The organism is Vibrio neptunius, from assembly GCF_000967495.1.
GTDB lineage: Bacteria > Pseudomonadota > Gammaproteobacteria > Enterobacterales > Vibrionaceae > Vibrio > Vibrio neptunius.
In genome coordinates, this window is the sequence record NZ_JXXU01000011.1 from 185939 (window position 1) to 202458 (window position 16520).

At 45.0% G+C, this 16520-nt stretch carries 13 protein-coding genes; 5 read left to right on the top strand and 8 right to left on the bottom strand.

Annotation, left to right across the window (positions count from 1 at the left end; all coding sequences use genetic code 11):
• Nucleotides 1-42 precede the first annotated feature (42 nt).
• From TW84_RS04980 to hinT, 5 genes are all read right to left on the bottom strand, one after another.
• Complete coding sequence (locus TW84_RS04980; RefSeq protein ID WP_045974567.1) at nucleotides 43-897, bottom strand: phosphotransferase; 855 nt, start codon at nucleotides 895-897, stop codon at nucleotides 43-45.
• A gap of 18 nt (nucleotides 898-915) precedes the next feature.
• Nucleotides 916-1506: a penicillin-binding protein activator LpoB gene (gene lpoB, locus TW84_RS04985; protein WP_045974568.1), complete on the bottom strand. Its 591-nt coding sequence runs from the start codon at nucleotides 1504-1506 to the stop codon at nucleotides 916-918.
• Nucleotides 1507-1579: 73 nt separating this feature from the next.
• Nucleotides 1580-1969 carry a YcfL family putative periplasmic lipoprotein gene (locus TW84_RS04990; protein ID WP_045974569.1) on the bottom strand — a complete coding sequence of 130 codons (390 nt, stop codon included), beginning with the start codon at nucleotides 1967-1969 and terminating at the stop codon, nucleotides 1580-1582.
• A complete protein-coding gene (locus TW84_RS04995) occupies nucleotides 1966-3360 on the bottom strand; it encodes a COG3014 family protein (protein ID WP_045974570.1) in 1395 nt (464 codons plus the stop codon). The genes TW84_RS04990 and TW84_RS04995 overlap by 4 nt, the downstream gene beginning before the upstream one ends.
• A gap of 105 nt (nucleotides 3361-3465) precedes the next feature.
• Nucleotides 3466-3816, bottom strand: coding sequence for a purine nucleoside phosphoramidase (hinT, locus tag TW84_RS05000; RefSeq protein ID WP_045974571.1), 351 nt, complete (start codon nucleotides 3814-3816; stop codon nucleotides 3466-3468).
• 225 nt (nucleotides 3817-4041) lie between these two features.
• On the opposite strand from hinT, the gene TW84_RS05005 reads away from it, so the two are divergent.
• Complete coding sequence (locus tag TW84_RS05005; RefSeq protein WP_045974572.1) at nucleotides 4042-6033, top strand: methyl-accepting chemotaxis protein; 1992 nt, start codon at nucleotides 4042-4044, stop codon at nucleotides 6031-6033.
• Between the two features lie 146 nt (nucleotides 6034-6179).
• Nucleotides 6180-7349, top strand: a complete 1170-nt coding sequence (locus TW84_RS05010; RefSeq protein WP_045974573.1) for a DUF1887 family protein — start codon at nucleotides 6180-6182, stop codon at nucleotides 7347-7349.
• 63 nt (nucleotides 7350-7412) lie between these two features.
• Here TW84_RS05010 and fadR read toward each other — a convergent pair whose 3' ends face one another.
• Complete coding sequence (gene fadR / locus TW84_RS05015) at nucleotides 7413-8252, bottom strand: fatty acid metabolism transcriptional regulator FadR (protein WP_045974574.1); 840 nt, start codon at nucleotides 8250-8252, stop codon at nucleotides 7413-7415.
• 695 nt (nucleotides 8253-8947) lie between these two features.
• On the opposite strand from fadR, the gene nhaB reads away from it, so the two are divergent.
• Nucleotides 8948-10537, top strand: coding sequence for a Na(+)/H(+) antiporter NhaB (nhaB, locus tag TW84_RS05020; RefSeq protein ID WP_045974575.1), 1590 nt, complete (start codon nucleotides 8948-8950; stop codon nucleotides 10535-10537).
• A 92-nt stretch (nucleotides 10538-10629) separates the two neighbouring features.
• Complete coding sequence (gene dsbB / locus TW84_RS05025; protein WP_045974576.1) at nucleotides 10630-11148, top strand: disulfide bond formation protein DsbB; 519 nt, start codon at nucleotides 10630-10632, stop codon at nucleotides 11146-11148.
• Nucleotides 11149-11536: 388 nt separating this feature from the next.
• On the opposite strand, the gene TW84_RS05030 is transcribed toward dsbB, so the two are convergent.
• Both TW84_RS05030 and lrp read right to left on the bottom strand, forming a co-directional pair.
• Complete coding sequence (locus tag TW84_RS05030; protein ID WP_045974577.1) at nucleotides 11537-14461, bottom strand: DNA translocase FtsK; 2925 nt, start codon at nucleotides 14459-14461, stop codon at nucleotides 11537-11539.
• Between the two features lie 194 nt (nucleotides 14462-14655).
• Nucleotides 14656-15150, bottom strand: coding sequence for a leucine-responsive transcriptional regulator Lrp (lrp, locus tag TW84_RS05035; protein ID WP_006959094.1), 495 nt, complete (start codon nucleotides 15148-15150; stop codon nucleotides 14656-14658).
• Between the two features lie 174 nt (nucleotides 15151-15324).
• Between lrp and ald the strand changes: the two genes are divergently transcribed.
• A complete protein-coding gene (gene ald / locus TW84_RS05040) occupies nucleotides 15325-16449 on the top strand; it encodes an alanine dehydrogenase (protein ID WP_045974578.1) in 1125 nt (374 codons plus the stop codon).
• Nucleotides 16450-16520: the final 71 nt, after the last annotated feature.

Below are 16520 nucleotides of genomic sequence, written 5' to 3' on the forward strand. Positions count from 1 at the left end.
CAGCGACTAGAATTCACTGTTTACGTCGTTCAAACAGTGATCTCAACTGCAAAATGTGTCACGCAAAGCTTGTGCTTGAGTAAGATAATGCTCATCTCCCCAAAGCTGAAAGGCCAACAAATACCAAAGCATTGCCATCATAGTTGCTCTAGGTTGCCAAGCAATGACGCCTTCAACCCAGTCATCCACACCTTCAATCTCTCTCAGTTGGCAGTAGCGGTAAACCGACTCCAAGGGCTTTTCATCGACCACTCCTATACTCAGCGTCAGATCTAGCCTAGGATCAGCAATCGCAGCATACTCCCAATCTATGACTCGATTTCCGTCAGCGTGTTTGACCATGTTATAACCCGCCAAATCAAAGTGACACAACGTATTACCGACATCCGCCAAACTTGGAACGCCACGCCATTGTTGATAAATTTCAAGATAGTCATCAGACCTTAACTCTTCACGAAGTAGCATCCAGTAGTGGTCAACACGTGCTGTAAAGTTAAATGGAGCGACAGGCACTCTTGTCGTATCTAAATGGTGGATTTTGATCATCATTTTTAACAACGAGTCAAAGGACAACTCATTACTCAACGACTCTCCTTCAATCCATTCAACCAACAACCCTTGTTCGTTGATATGGAGTGCTTTCGGCGCAAGATGGGAATCTTCTATCGCTGTCAGAATTTGATATTCCTGAAAACGGGAAATGGAAAAAGCTTTGGTTATCGAGGTATTGGGGCGCCAGACAAAACAATCGCCGCTTTGGGTGACAACCTTCCAGCAGCGATTAGTAAGGCCTCCAGTCAGCGTTTGAGCGTAATCCGGAGAGAGAGAAAAGAAGTGATCTAATGACTTTAACGAACCGTCTAGCTGACATGCCTCATGCCACGACATCCTTGCCATAAATCACTCCTTTAAAGATTAAAGACCTAAGAAGCTCTTAGACTCTTGTTTGCGGATTTCAGTTTCATCTGCCCACTCAATCAGGCCTGTTTCTAAATCCATAAGACGCATTGTCATTTTGTAGTATACATCCTTATCACTGCCGCCTGCTTTAGCGATACTTGCTAGGTTGCCATAAAGCATGTACTGGGCACCAACCATCTTACCAAACTGAATCGCTGTGCTCTGGTTCACTAGCTCGTCATTGTTTTGGAAGTTAAGTTGATCACGAACAGACTCTACACGGTCCATATCAACGAAGCGGAACTTGCCTGAATTGAGCATTTTAGTGCTAATAGTATCGGTAATGGATTCAGTATCAATGTGCTCGCTTGTCTTGTTCTTGATTCGTTCAACAAAAACAATTGGACGAGAGTCACGAGTGATTGCAGATACCGAGCCAGACATCATCATGCTGTCGACCATTTCACCGGCAATTTTTTGCAGATCTGTTGAGCCAAAATCAATCGTTGTAGTCTCAACCGCCTGTGCATCACCGTAGCTGACTTTATTAGAACAACCGCCTAGGATGACAGCCAAGCCAAGTAATGCGATAACACTTTTTTTCATTCTTGGTTCCTCAAATCTTTATAGAATCTTGTGTTATGAATGTATGACTAAAGTTAGTGGACTTTAGTTCGATTTAGTTATCATTTTCGCGAATCTGAACGCGGAACTGCGTGCCATTCGGATTCACTGAAACTTCAGAAAGAGCGATCGTTTCCATACCTCGAATGATCGCTTGACGCCATGGGCCCAGCTTGTTGTTCACTTCAAGACCGTTGTCGTCGTACCAGTAAAAGCGGTACTGAATATGCTGATCGCCTTTGTATTGACTCGCTAGTCGAACAATGCCTCGAGCACGGCCATCTACTTGAGCGGTTGAAATGTCTTCAATTTGTAAGCGTCCTGATAGAACGTTGTCACCAAACAAGACGGTTTGCGACTGACCGTCAATACGTAACCCAGCGGTATTACTAGAACAACCAACCATCACCAAAGCAGCTATCGCTGCCATAAGCCATTTTTTCATCGAATTTTTCCTAACTGTTTATGCCAAATTGTAGCACTGACTCCCTGACGAGAGACCCAAACTAAAGCTGTTCGCCCTTCTTCTACATCAAATTTGTAGTCTTGACCAGCAACACGAATTACCTGAGTACCAGGCTGAACAACAGCACTACTGCTGCGGATCTCTCTGGGTAACGTTATCCAACTGCGAGTATCCGGCTGCTCTGTCAATGTATTCCAGATATTGAGCAAAGCATTACCTAGCTCATCATCTTTTGCAGCACTTTTACGGATTTCGTCCTTAGCCCAGACTCGTAAAGCCTGACGAATGATTATTGCTGGCATACGTTCAGATAAATCTCTCTCAGCCATCAAGTTCACATCCGTCAGCAAGTCACTCTGCAAGTTCTCATTATTGAGTTGCATGGAAACAAAAGACTGACTCACCTGCTGTGGGTAATAAGGAAGTGCAATCGAGTACAACGCGCCATTTCCGCTGCTATCGTATAGAGGTAGAGACTGCTTCCAGCCTTGCATAGCCTCAACCACACCCTGCTCTTCTATAACGATCACTCTTGCTTCGTCGGTACCCAAATAGCTTGCTTTACCATAGCGTTTTTCTAGCTGAACAAGATCTTCGCTCATGCCGAGACGCTTTGCGACTCGCTTTGTACCTTCAATCACTTGTGTATTGTCTGGCATCACTGCTAAGGCACGTCGATAATCCACATAGGAATCATTCAACGAATTGTCGGCTTCATAAAGCAAAGCCGATAAATACAACAGGTAACCATTTTGTATCGCTTGAAGTGTTTTGCCAGCATCTGGATAGCTCGACAAAACGCTACCGAGGTTCGGTGTTAGTCCCTGACTTTGCATATCCTTCTGAGCAGACTCTAACTCTTTTTCTCGCGCTTTACGCGCTTGCTCTTGTACCTGATTGGCACGACGCATTTCTATCAATGCACCTTCAAGACTGTTCTCCCTGAGGTAGTTCAATCCCAGATACAGATGCAAAAAACCTAGCTCGTAATCAGCGGGTTCGTATATGTCCAAGTTGTCGTTAACCGCCAAGGCAGCTACGCTTGTTGCCGTTTCAGTCAGCGATATTGTCGCTTTGTCCTGCTGAACACGAACCGCTTTATCACCCGCTTCAAACGCTGACTTACTGTCTGCGTATTGCTGGTTAAGTAAATAGACTCGACCTTTCTCGAAATTATCAAGAATATCACCAGCAACGTTTTCAGGTAGGGCTTCCTCTGCCTTTTGATATTCGCCATCTTTCACTGACTGATAAACGTCACTGTTTTGAGCACTGTAGTGGCTAAACAAATTTCCAGCAGAGAGGTTGGCACATGCAGAAAGAGCAGCAGAGCTGAATATCACGAATGCGAGTCGAACGTGTTTACGCACTTCGTACTCCGAATTAGTTATTAGAATTTCATCATCGTCGCGGTTGGACAACGGTATTGATAAAAAGTTTGCATGAATACCGTCACTCCAATAAACATATTATCTTTAACCCATTAGTATCGGGCCAAGTGGGCGACCACCAACCAAATGCATGTGAATATGATAAACTTCCTGCCCACCGTGAGAGTTACAGTTCACAATCAAACGATAGCCGTCTTCGTCAATACCTTCTTCTTTCGCGAGCTTACGCGCAACGATGAACATACGGCCCATGGTTGCCTCATCCGCCTCTTCAACATCATTGGTTGTTGGAATCAATTTGTTAGGAATGATCAGAATGTGAGTTGGCGCACGAGGATTTATGTCTCGAAATGCGGTAACAAGATCATCTTGGTACACCACATCAGCAGGAATTTCTTTGCGAATAATTTTACTGAAAATGGTTTCTTCAGCCATGAAGCACTCCATTAAGTGTTGTTATTGTTAATCGTTTCCACGGAGTATGCGCTAAGCTGGCTCAGATCACAATAAAAAACAGTGTTCACTTAACATATACACCGTACTGATAATAGTAGATAGTTAAATTTGTATTATGCGTCATAAAATGCGTGTCTCACCCTCAATACAATAACGCTCTTTTTGTTAATTTTTTAAGACAATTCAGTATTTAGGGAGAGATCTATGAAAGGCTCAGTGATCAAGCGTATGTACGCTGGGTTTGCCTTGATCATCATAATGTTTGTTATTTCAACCATTATGACAATGCGGGGAATGCAACAAATTCACACCAACTTCGGTAGTGTATCGAATACAGCCCTACCTTTGGTATCACAATCAAACCAGACTAGCGTTTACCTTCTTTCTGCGGATAAACTTTTTAAAGACTTTTTGACCACGCAGAGCCCAGAACGTATGGGAGAAATTCGAGGTCAATTTGAAGAGGCCAAAATTCGCTACGCGCAAGCGCTGCAGGACTTAGCCAAAGCAAGTGACGGAAACACCGAATTACTTGCCAGTATAGAAAAGCTCAAAGATATGGAAGTGCGTTACTTTAGCGAAGCTGACGCTGCGATGGACAATTATCGCAACATGTTTGTCGCTCAAGCAGAGGTGCAGAAATCATCTCGCCGCTTCCAGCGTCTTCATTCAGAACTCGGTATCGGCATGAAAGAATATGTCGATGATCAGAGCAGTATCTCTGTTAAAGTAATGGCGAAAAGTTATTTTATTAAACTCAGAGATGCTGAAGTCATTACTTCCGATGCGCTCGCGAGCAACAATCTAGAGTTAGTCAATAAAGCCGTCGCCAAAAACAAGAAGGCGGTAACCCACCTCAACTATGCCTATCGTGGCCTCACGACACAGATGCCTGAGATCAAAAAAGTGTTCGATGAATCCGTTGAACAATTCACGACAGATATCGGAAAAAAAGGAGGGGTACTTGACCAACACGCCTCTTATCTGCAGGCCAAGGCCGCTCTTTATGCCAACATTGCCAATCTCACATTGGAAGTAGATAACACCATGGCGGTATTGACGTCTTTTAGTGAAGAAGCACAAAACGGCCTTTACGCTTCTCTCGCCGAAGCGAGTGATGTGTATGACCAAGGAGTCATCAACGCCGTCTCACTCGGTGTACTGGTGATTGCTTTAGCGATTGGTATTGGCCATCAAGTTGCTCATAGTGTTCGCTCTCCACTGACACGTATTCTCTCCACTCTAGAGAGTTTGACGCAAGGCGACATGACGCAACGAATTGAGATTCGTTACACCAACGAATTTAGTCGCGTAAGTGGCCATATCAATTCGCTAGCGGACAACCTACACGACATATTAAAGAAATTAAACAGTGCGTCAGATAATTTGACCAACACTGCCAGTACTAATCAACAAACCTCTTCTCAAGCCCAGTTACAGTTGAGTCAACAGAGAGAGCAAACAGCGAGTGTCGCGACAGCCATGACTCAAATGGCTCACTCGGTTCAAGAAGTCGCACAAAGTGCACAGAGCTCTCAGCAAATGGTCGAGCAAGTTGAGGCGGCATCGGAGTCCGGTCGTCGAATTATGAACGACAACATTACGACCATAAACCAACTCGAAACACGCTTGACGCAATCCGTTGATGCAGTCAAAGACCTACAAACCATGAGCAGTCAAATAGGCTCAATTTTAGATGTCATTCGCAATGTTGCCGAACAAACCAACCTGCTGGCACTCAACGCCGCCATCGAGGCAGCGCGCGCCGGTGAACAAGGTCGTGGTTTTGCAGTGGTCGCCGATGAAGTCAGGGTTCTCGCTCAACGAACCACTGAATCCACCACGGAAATCGAAAACATGATCAATAACCTGCAAGGTAGTTCCTCATCAGCCAATAAGGTTATTCAAAGCTGTATGGACGATATGGACCAATCCGTGGCTCAAGCCTCGAGTGCCAATAGTGCAATGGAAGAGATTCAAGCCTTAATCATAGAGATTAGCCATATGAGTGGACACATATCTCAAGCAGCCGTAGAACAAAACGAAACAACCGCAGAGATTGCCCGCAACATCGATGAAATCAATCAGATTGCTGGCTCTAGCTATCAAGCAATGGCTCAGATAGCACAAACTAGTACCGATTTAACCCAACTAGCTAACCAACAAGGTGAACTCGTGCATCGCTTTAAACTCTAGTTTTGTAAAGACAATGCAAATTATTCACTCAGGGCGGTTAATTTCACTAATCGCCCTTGTTTTTTATATGTGCTGTCGTTATATGATTATTGAGGCTTGCCCACTTATAAATTCTAATTTTCGCAAGCCATGCATGAGGAAGGTATATGGCAGTTCATGTTGGCATCATTGATCAGGACCCAATTCGTTTAGTCACTCCGCTTCTGGATAACAGAACCGTCAGTGATCATATCGTTTTTATAGGCGTGAAAAGCCAGAAAGAGATGTACCATCGGTTACATAGTGTTCTGGCCAAAAGAGACATAACGTCCGAGTTTTTTGAGATTCCCAACGTCGCAAACACATCACGGATCAAGCGTGCAGTGGGGATACTCGCTGATGACCTCAACGTTCGTGGTGAGGATGTCAAACTCAACGCCAGTTGTGGTTTGCGTCACCGCCTGCTCTCTGTTTATGAAGTGTTTCGTACTTTCCACTGGCCTATCTTTGTTGTCGAACCCAATAGCGACCGTCTTTGCTGGCTGTATCCCGATGGCAAAGAAGACACGCAAGTAGAAGATAGGATTACCATTGACGACTATCTTACCGTGTTTGGTGCACGCGGTGAGTTCAATGATCAGCAGCTACCCCCTCAGCTTGATCAAAAACTCTATGAGCTAGGAGAGCGCTGGGCCAGCAACGCTCTTGAGTTAGGCCCCGGCTTGGCAACGCTGAATTACCTCGCCACTACATGTCGTAAAGAGCAAAAATTGGACGTGGCTTTGTCTGAAAAACAGCAAGGCTATCGCGAACTCAACATGTTGCTCAGTGATCTGGTTGAGGCAGAAATTGCCCATTACGAAAATGGTATTCTGACTTTTGTCGATGAGGATGCACGACGCTTCTCTAACGGAGAGTGGTTGGAAACTTTGGTTCACAGCACCGTTCGTCAAATTCAAAAGGACATGCCGACCATTCAAGACCACTCACTCAACGTTCAAGTCTATCGCCAGTTGGGCGATCGTGAAGTACGTAATGAACTGGACGTCGCTTCAGTCGCGAATAACAAGCTTCATATCATCGAATGTAAGACAAAAGGTATGCGAGACGATGGCGATGACACTTTGTACAAGCTGGAGTCGCTGCGAGATTTACTCGGTGGATTACAAGCTCGTGCGATGTTGGTTAGCTTCAGACCACTACGCTACAACGATATTACTCGCGCCGAAGATTTAGGCCTCGCTTTAATTGGGCCCGACGAGTTGAAAGATCTCAAAACACACCTCACCAATTGGTTTAAAGAAGCTGGTGGTTATGACGACAGTGGCATCTACTAGAGGCTTTTCCAACAACACAAAAACCCGCCTATTGGCGGGTTTTCTTATTGTATATTGTATGAATTAACCGTCGTCTTCTGTAAAACTGGTTGGCAGGGACGTTTTCATCTCATTCCAGATTTGCGCACTTTCCATGCCGTAGTGGCGAATGACCACTACAATGCGATCTCGATTGCCAGTTTCACAAACTTCAAGTAAATCACGATAAAACTGCAAAGCTAGGTTGCGAGCTTCCGGTTTAGAAAAGTAGTAGCTACCAACACGATCATAAAGCTTCTTAAGTCCATTAAAAATCAAACCGTAGATCTGATTACCTGAATGGAATGCCAAACGTTGAAACAACATATAGTCATAATAATTAAACGTCTTGGCGATCAAGTTAGCTTGGCGCCTAGCCTCATCTTTATCACCATCATCTTTGACATGCTGTTGAATTTTTTCAGCGTATGGAGAGGATTCCATAAAAGCATCCCATGACTCAGCTGCGAGAAGGCTTTCACAAGACTCAATAACGCCACTGATCGTACGCTCTGCATTCTCTTTATTAGCTTTGAATGCATAACGCATAAAGATAGGACTGATGTTAGTACGTGCGGCAAGTAAGTCTTCAACAATAGATGTCGCATTGTCCGCATCAAGTGTCATGAGTGTATCGAGGATATGTAACCCCGACGTTTCCATAAACTGGTTAACCTTTGTCGGCTTGCCGTGTTGAATGGTTAACCAACCGTCACGAGCCAAGCGCTGCAACACTTCACGTAGTGTCGTTCTGGTGACTCCGATGAGTTCAGAGAGCTCGCGTTCAGCGGGAAGAATAGAACCTGGAGGGAAGCGCCCTTTCCAAATACTCTCAATGATGTATTTTTCTGCAAAACCTGCAGGGCTCTTTGCCTTAATTACCATTAATTTAGCTATCCAATATTCTTATTTATAGGGTCTCATAGAACTCATCATACCACTAGTTCTCAAGTATCGGAAACAAACCTAGAGTAAACGTGCTGTAAACACCACATAGAGCAACAGCTCTAATTTGAACTGAGATATTGAGTTATTATGTCTTTGAGTCAAAGCTTGTATATTATGAGTTTAATAAAAATATAACCTTTGTTAGCCCTTATTTTTATTGACTTAGACAGCAAAATTTAAGTTCTTATATTTGCAATATACTTACGTCATTTCCATGCAATATAATAACATAATCTATCTTATTCGACCTTTTCGCCCATTAGCTGCCATGAATTGTTTTTTTTCACAACTCTCAATCCGTTTTATCGCCACTCGGATCGCGTTTTTAAACAAAAGTTCAGTGAGCAATTTATCAATATAAACTTTATTATTGACTAAATTAACTTGTGGAGTAGAGTTGCGACCAAAGTACGGAGTGCTTGTCTTTCTCAGGGAGTGACTTGGCAAGACCACATAACATATTTCTCTATGTTGTTTTTCTAAGTCACTGTTGAATCAGGTCTGTTTTAGCATTTGATTTTGTCGGTTACCTACCCCACTACTGGCGGTAACCCAAGCCAAGTGTAGCTCAGATATATAGATGCAAGCACGCGCAGTGTCTATTCATTACAACATTAAAGAGTATTAGTATCATGCCGATGTCACTCGGGAATGCTTTCATTAAGAACTTCTTAGGTAAAGCTCCAGATTGGTATAAAGTTGCCATCCTTTCATTTCTTGTCATCAACCCGATTGTATTTTTTCTTATCGACCCATTTGTAGCGGGCTGGCTATTAGTCGCAGAATTTATCTTCACTCTGGCAATGGCATTAAAATGCTACCCTCTTCAACCTGGTGGTCTGCTAGCCATTGAAGCCATTGCTATTGGAATGACGAGTCCAGAGCAAGTCAAACACGAACTCGTCGCCAATATCGAAGTACTACTTCTCCTTATTTTCATGGTGGCGGGTATTTACTTCATGAAACAGCTGCTGCTGTTTATCTTTACCAAGATACTGCTTGGCATTCGCTCAAAAAGCTTGCTTTCTATGGCATTTTGTTTTGCCGCAGCCTTTCTATCTGCGTTTCTTGATGCACTCACCGTCATTGCAGTAGTCATCAGTGTGGCTGTTGGATTCTATGCGATTTATCACAAAGTCGCCTCAGGCAAAGGCTCTACAGCTTCACACGACCATACTCAGGATGATCACCTTTGTGAGTTAACACGAGATGACTTAGAAAACTACCGTGCATTCCTACGCTCTCTACTGATGCACGCTGGCGTCGGCACCGCATTGGGTGGCGTCATGACCATGGTTGGAGAACCGCAAAACTTAATCATCGCTGATCAGGCGGGCTGGCTGTTCGGAGAGTTTATTATTCGAATGCTCCCGGTTACAGCACCCGTATTTGTTTGTGGCTTAATCACTTGTGTGCTTGTCGAAAAGCTAAAAATATGCGGTTACGGTGCTCGCTTACCTGATAATGTTCGCCAAATCTTAGTCGATTTTGACAATGCAGAACGAAAAACTCGTACGAAACAAGACGTCGCCAAGCTATGGATTCAAGGTGCCATTGCGGTCTGGTTAATTATCGGCCTAGCGCTTCATCTAGCGGCAGTTGGCTTAATTGGCCTTTCGGTCATCATCCTAGCGACTGCATTTACTGGTGTTATTGAAGAGCATTCAATGGGTAAAGCATTTGAGGAGGCATTGCCATTTACTGCACTGCTCGCGGTGTTTTTTGCCGTCGTTGCCGTCATCATAGACCAGCAACTGTTTAAGCCTGTCATCGACGCCGTCCTTCACGTCGAAGACAAGGGCGCCCAACTGGCCTTGTTTTACATTGCTAATGGCCTACTTTCTATGGTGTCAGATAATGTGTTTGTCGGCACGGTTTACATCAATGAGGTGAAAACAGCACTGATCGAGGGAGTGATCACTCGCGACCAATTCGACCTACTCGCAGTAGCAATCAATACGGGTACTAACCTTCCTTCAGTCGCAACGCCAAATGGCCAAGCAGCCTTCTTATTCCTGTTAACATCAGCGCTTGCACCTCTGATTCGTTTGTCTTACGGCCGCATGGTTATTATGGCTCTCCCTTACACCATCGTCCTTGCGCTTGTTGGTCTGGCTGGAATCATCTTTCTGGTTGAACCTATGACCGCATGGTTCTATGACCTAGGTTGGATTTCACAGCACACAGGCGACGTTATTCAAACGATATCTGGCGGACATTAATCACTAAAATTCAAAAGTTTTCGTTGAAACCGAAACTTTTCCACGATAAAAAGCTCTGATTAGTCAGAGCTTTTTTATAACAGGATATCTCTGTGAACATTCTTTCTACCATTAAGTCTTTTTCCCAATCACGCCTGTCTTGGTTACTGCTATTAGCTTTTGTCATCTTCTTTGAGGTTGTAGCGTTGTATTTTCAACATGTCATGCTGCTCGCGCCTTGTGTTATGTGTATCTACGAGCGCGTCGCTATGCTTGGAATCGGTGCCGCTGCCTTAGTCGGTTTGATAGCACCAAACAGCACAGCGTTACGCAGTCTAGGACTCGCGGTATGGGGAGCAAGTTCATATAAAGGCTTAATGCTAGCTTTGGAGCACGTTGATTACCAATTCAACCCTTCTCCGTTTGCAACCTGTGATTTGTTTGTTACGTTCCCCGATTGGGCACCTCTAAACAAATGGGTGCCATGGATGTTCGAAGCCTTTGGCGACTGCAGCAAAGTTGTGTGGCAGTTTCTGTCACTTTCGATGCCACAGTGGCTGGTGGTCATCTTCGCAGCAAATCTAGCGACATTAGCGGTGATCGTTATTGCGCAATTTGTGAAGAGCAAGTAGCGAGAGGCGAAAGCACACAAAAAATGAAGGGCTGACATATGATGTCAGCCCTTTATGATTTGGAATGAGGCAGGAACGCTTCGCTATGGAAAACGGATGCGGGAACGGACTTTGTCCTACGGAAAACTAGAGAATGCTAGAAAGGCTGACACAACATCAACCCTTTACGTAAACAAGTGTCATCCTCAAGAGGGAGGGACGACCGAGTTGGGGATCTCCCAAAGTAAGCTAAGAGAGCACAGAGATTCCCTACTCCCTCCTTCGTCGGTCTATGGAATGACGGTCTATCTCTTAGAGGCATTCCATTCTCGATTTAGAACACCCTGCTTTGTCTTATCTCGGAGCGAAGCGATCCATAGGGCGCAGCCCGTTCCTAACGGCTTTGCCGTTAGTTCATCTCTCGACCGGGTGCTGGCGCTAACACTTCCCTATTTCCATTATGTCCAGGCGCACTCACAATCCCTTGAGCCTCTAGCTGTTCAACAATACGAGCAGCACGGTTATAGCCGATTTTAAAGCGCCGCTGCACACCAGATACAGAACCACGGCGTGACTGTACAACGTGTTCCACAACTTGGTCAAACAATGGGTCCATCTCTTCCTCACCTTCTGGCTTCTCGCCTGGTAACAGTGCCTCTGGGCCCTGGTCACCATTGGTGATTTCGTCAATATAGTTGGGCTTACCCCGCGCTTTCCAATTGTTTACCACCGCATGAACATCGTCATCTGAAGCAAAGGCACCGTGAACACGCACCGTGTGGCTCGACCCCGGTGGAAGATAAAGCATATCACCCATACCCAATAATGATTCGGCACCACCTTGATCTAGAATGGTCCTAGAGTCGGTTTTGGTTGATACGGTGAACGCAACACGAGTTGGAATATTAGCTTTGATTAAGCCAGTAATGACGTCAACAGATGGACGTTGGGTAGCGAGAATTAAGTGAATACCCGCAGCACGCGCTTTTTGAGCCAGACGGGCTATTAGCTCTTCGACCTTCTTGCCTACAACCATCATCAGGTCAGCGAATTCATCGACAATAACCACAATGTAAGGCAGTTTCTCAAGCAATGGTGGAGTTTCGTCCATGCTATCACCCGGTTGCCACAATGGGTCGTGAATCGGATGCCCCGCTTCTGCGGCCATCTTAAGCTTGTCGTTAAAGCCTTTGATGTTACGTACGCCAAGTGCGGACATCAGTTTGTAACGACGTTCCATCTCACCCACACACCAACGTAGCGCATTCGACGCGTCTTTCATGTCAGTAACCACTTCAGAGAGAAGATGTGGAATACCTTCGTATACCGATAGCTCAAGCATTTTCGGGTCAATCATGATGAAACGAACTTCTTCGGGAGTCGCTTTGTACAGCATACTCAAGATCATCACGTTAACACCCACTGACTTACCTGAGCCCGTGGTACCCGCGACAAGCACATGCGGCATCTTCGACAGATCTGCGACAACTGCCTCACCTGCGATATCCTGACCAAGTACGACCGTTGTCGGTGATTTGGCGTCAATAAAGTGCTGACTCCCCACAACATCTGAGAAGTATACGGTCTGTCGGCTCATATTTGGTAACTCAAGCCCCACGTATGGTTTACCCGGTATCACTTCCACAACACGAACCGCCATCGCGGACAATGAGCGGGCTAAGTCCATCGACAAGCCTGAAATACGGCTCACCTTCACCCCTGGTGCTAGATCTAACTCAAATCGAGTAATGACAGGACCAGGGAAAATATCGACCACTTCAGCCTTAATCTTGTAGTCGGCAAGCTTAGCTTCAACCAAGCGGGCTATTTCTTCCAAGGCAGCGCGGTCAATAAAGTTTTCACGCTTTTCAGGGTGATATAAAAGCTCCAATGTTGGCATCGGCTCTTTTGGCATCGGAAGGTTAGTATCTTGCTGGATAAGGAATGGGTTCTGCTGAGCTACTACTTTTGCCTGAGCATCAGCAACAATGTTTTGGAACGCAGCGACATCATCATCTTGATTCACTTCTTCTATTTCAACAAGATCGCTATCGTTGGTTTCCTCATCCGCAACATCAAATGTTGAAATATTGGGTAGCTGATGAGCGTTTTCAGGTTCAACAGCATCTGAAATTCTTTCAAGTGCTACAGGGTCAATGTTTGGTTGAACAAGGGCCTGTTCTTCATCACTCTGTTCGACGCTCCATGGCATGCCTTTCACAGGATCATCGACAACTTCGGCCTCGTCAACAATGACGTTTTCTTCCTCAGGTTCTGGGATGTTTGTTGATTCAATTCGGCGATCTTGGGTGGCAAAATCATTTTCACTTTGAGCCACAGCATCCAGCTCTTCTATCGTTGAGCCCAGTTGCATTAAGCGCTCATCTTGAATTGTTTCGTCAAACGCTTGAGTATGAGGGGTAGCAATCATCTCCTCTATAGGGGCGGGCTCAGAGATGGGTATTGACGCATTGGGATCAACCACTGCATTCTCTACCTCGACACTCTCACTGGCAGGCTTGCTTACTTTGGCCTCTTGACGTACTTCAGGCATGTGGATATTGAAACGGCGTGGCTCTTTCTCTGACTCCGAAACAAACAACACCTCATCCTGGTTAATTTGCTCATTGCCCTGTGGGGAGATTTCTTCAGGCACCATCAACTCAGGTTCAAGGATTTCGTCTTTTTCTCCGCGCACTCGGTTAACAAGGTTAGTGATAAGATTAATCGCCACTTCCCCAATCCTATCGACAATGTTGAGCCAAGAGATCCCAGTCAACAAGGTGAAGCCTGCGCCCCATAAAAACAGTAATACCAGAGTCGTGCCCAAAATATTAAGAGTGGGCAGCGCTAGACTGGTCAACACATCGCCAATGACACCACCGGACGAGAAATACCAGATATCATCGAAGTTAATGTCTGCTAGGCCGCAACTGGTCAGAATAAGTATCGCTAACCCGAGAAAACGAGTGCCCCAAAGCATCAAATCAATTGACTCGTTTTCTTCTCGAGTCCTTAGCATCACCCAAGCCGTAACAGTCATAACAAGGGGTATCGGATATGCAAGAGAACCAAATGTGAAAAATAGTGTATCGGCAACCCATGCCCCGACGAGCCCTCCTGCATTATGTATATCACCTCCCCAAGCCGTTTGGGACCATGAAGGATCAGCGGGGTTAAAGGTGACTAATGCAACGGACAATAATATAGAAAACAGCACAACCAAAATCAGACTGCACTCTTTAAGACGCTGAGGCCCATCAAGACGAGAGGAGTGAGGCTCTTCTCCAGTTTTGACTATTGTTTCAACTTTATTTTTGTTCTCTTTGAACATAACCGACTTATCAACTGCGTAATACTGATCGCTGGCTAAAGCTCGTATGGCAGAACATCCATCCGGCTAATCAGTAAGGAAAAAAATAGTCCGAGCAGCTATGCCACTCGGACTATTGATTTAACCATATCAGGACTTAAAACCCAATTACCTTAAGTCAGAATATCGAAAGGTATTACGCTATTAAGCAAAGTTTAGCGCGTTTTGATAACTAACTGGTTTGTTTGCTTCACTTCTTCCATAACGACGTACGTACGTGTGTCGTTAACGCCAGGAAGACGCAGAAGCGTATCGCCTAGGAGCTTTCGATATGCACTCATGTCCGACACTCGAGTCTTCAATAGGTAATCAAAGTCACCTGATACTAGGTGACACTCTTGAATATCATCGAGCTTCTGCACTGCTGCATTAAACTGTTCAAACACATCTGGAGCACCACGGTTTAACGTAATTTCTACGAAAACCAGTAGTGAGGCATCAAGGAACTGAGGGTTTAACAAAGCTGTATAACCCGTAATGTACCCTTGACGTTCCAGACGACGAACACGTTCTAAACACGGTGTTGGTGAAAGACCAACTCGTTTAGACAGTTCAACGTTTGAAATACGACCGTCTTTCTGCAGTTCGTTTAGAATGTTGCGATCGATACGGTCTAGATCCTTAGACGGCTTCTTATTGTTGTCTGCCATTTTTTATTCCACCTTATTACTTCCTTGCAAAAAAATATACTACAACTTTTTAATATTCAGTATCAAATTTTATTCAATCGTATCTATACTAGATATTAATTCGATAGAATTACCCTACATACAGTTAATACAACCAATATAGTTTATACAACCAAAATAAAATGAGGAGTCAGGATGATCATTGGCGTACCTAAGGAAATCAAAAACCACGAATACCGTGTTGGCATGATCCCAGCCAGCGTTCGCGAGCTAGTATCTCAAGGTCACCAAGTTTTTGTAGAAACCAAGGCCGGTTCTGGCATTGGTTTTTCAGACGATGATTACATCGCTGTAGGCGCATCCATTCTTCCTACCGCTGCTGACGTTTTCGCGCAAGCAGAAATGATTGTAAAGGTCAAAGAACCCCAAGCTGTTGAGCGAGCTATGCTTCGTGAGGGACAAATATTATTTACTTATTTGCACCTAGCACCAGATTTTCCACAAACTGAAGAGCTAATCAAGAGCAAAGCTGTCTGTATAGCATATGAGACTGTAACAGATAATATGGGTCGCTTGCCACTACTTGCTCCAATGTCTGAGGTAGCAGGTCGCATGTCTATTCAAGCAGGTGCACAAACTTTAGAGAAATCTCACGGTGGTCGTGGTCTACTACTAGGTGGTGTACCAGGTGTTGAGCCCGCTAAAGTTGTTGTTGTTGGCGGCGGTGTTGTAGGTGCAAACGCTGCACGTATGGCTGTTGGGCTACGCGCTGACGTAACTATCCTGGACCGTAACGTTGATACCCTACGCCGTCTTGACGAAGAATTCCAAGGTCGCGCAAAAGTGGTTTACTCTACAGAAGATGCTATTGAGAAGCATGTTCTAGAAGCTGACCTAGTTGTTGGTGCGGTTCTAATCCCTGGTGCTGCTGCTCCTAAACTAGTGACTAAAGAGCACATCGCTAAGATGAAGCCTGGCGCAGCAGTTGTTGACGTTGCAATCGACCAAGGCGGTTGTTTCGAAACTTCACACGCAACGACTCACGCAGATCCTACTTACATCGTTGACGACGTAGTTCACTACTGTGTTGCTAACATGCCAGGTGCGGTTGCTCGCACTTCTACGTTCGCGCTAAACAACGCTACGCTACCTTATATTGTTAAGCTAGCGAACAAAGGCTACCGTGAAGCACTTCTAGCAGACAACGGCTTCCTAGAAGGCTTGAACGTAATCCACGGTAAAGTGACGTGTAAAGAAGTAGCAGAAAGCTTCGATCTAGAATACGTTGACCCAGCTGACGCTATCGCAATGTTCAACTAATGTTGAATAGTATTAAATAAGAGAAACGCTCACTTCGGTGGGCGTTTTTTTATGCGGGATGCGGGATGCGG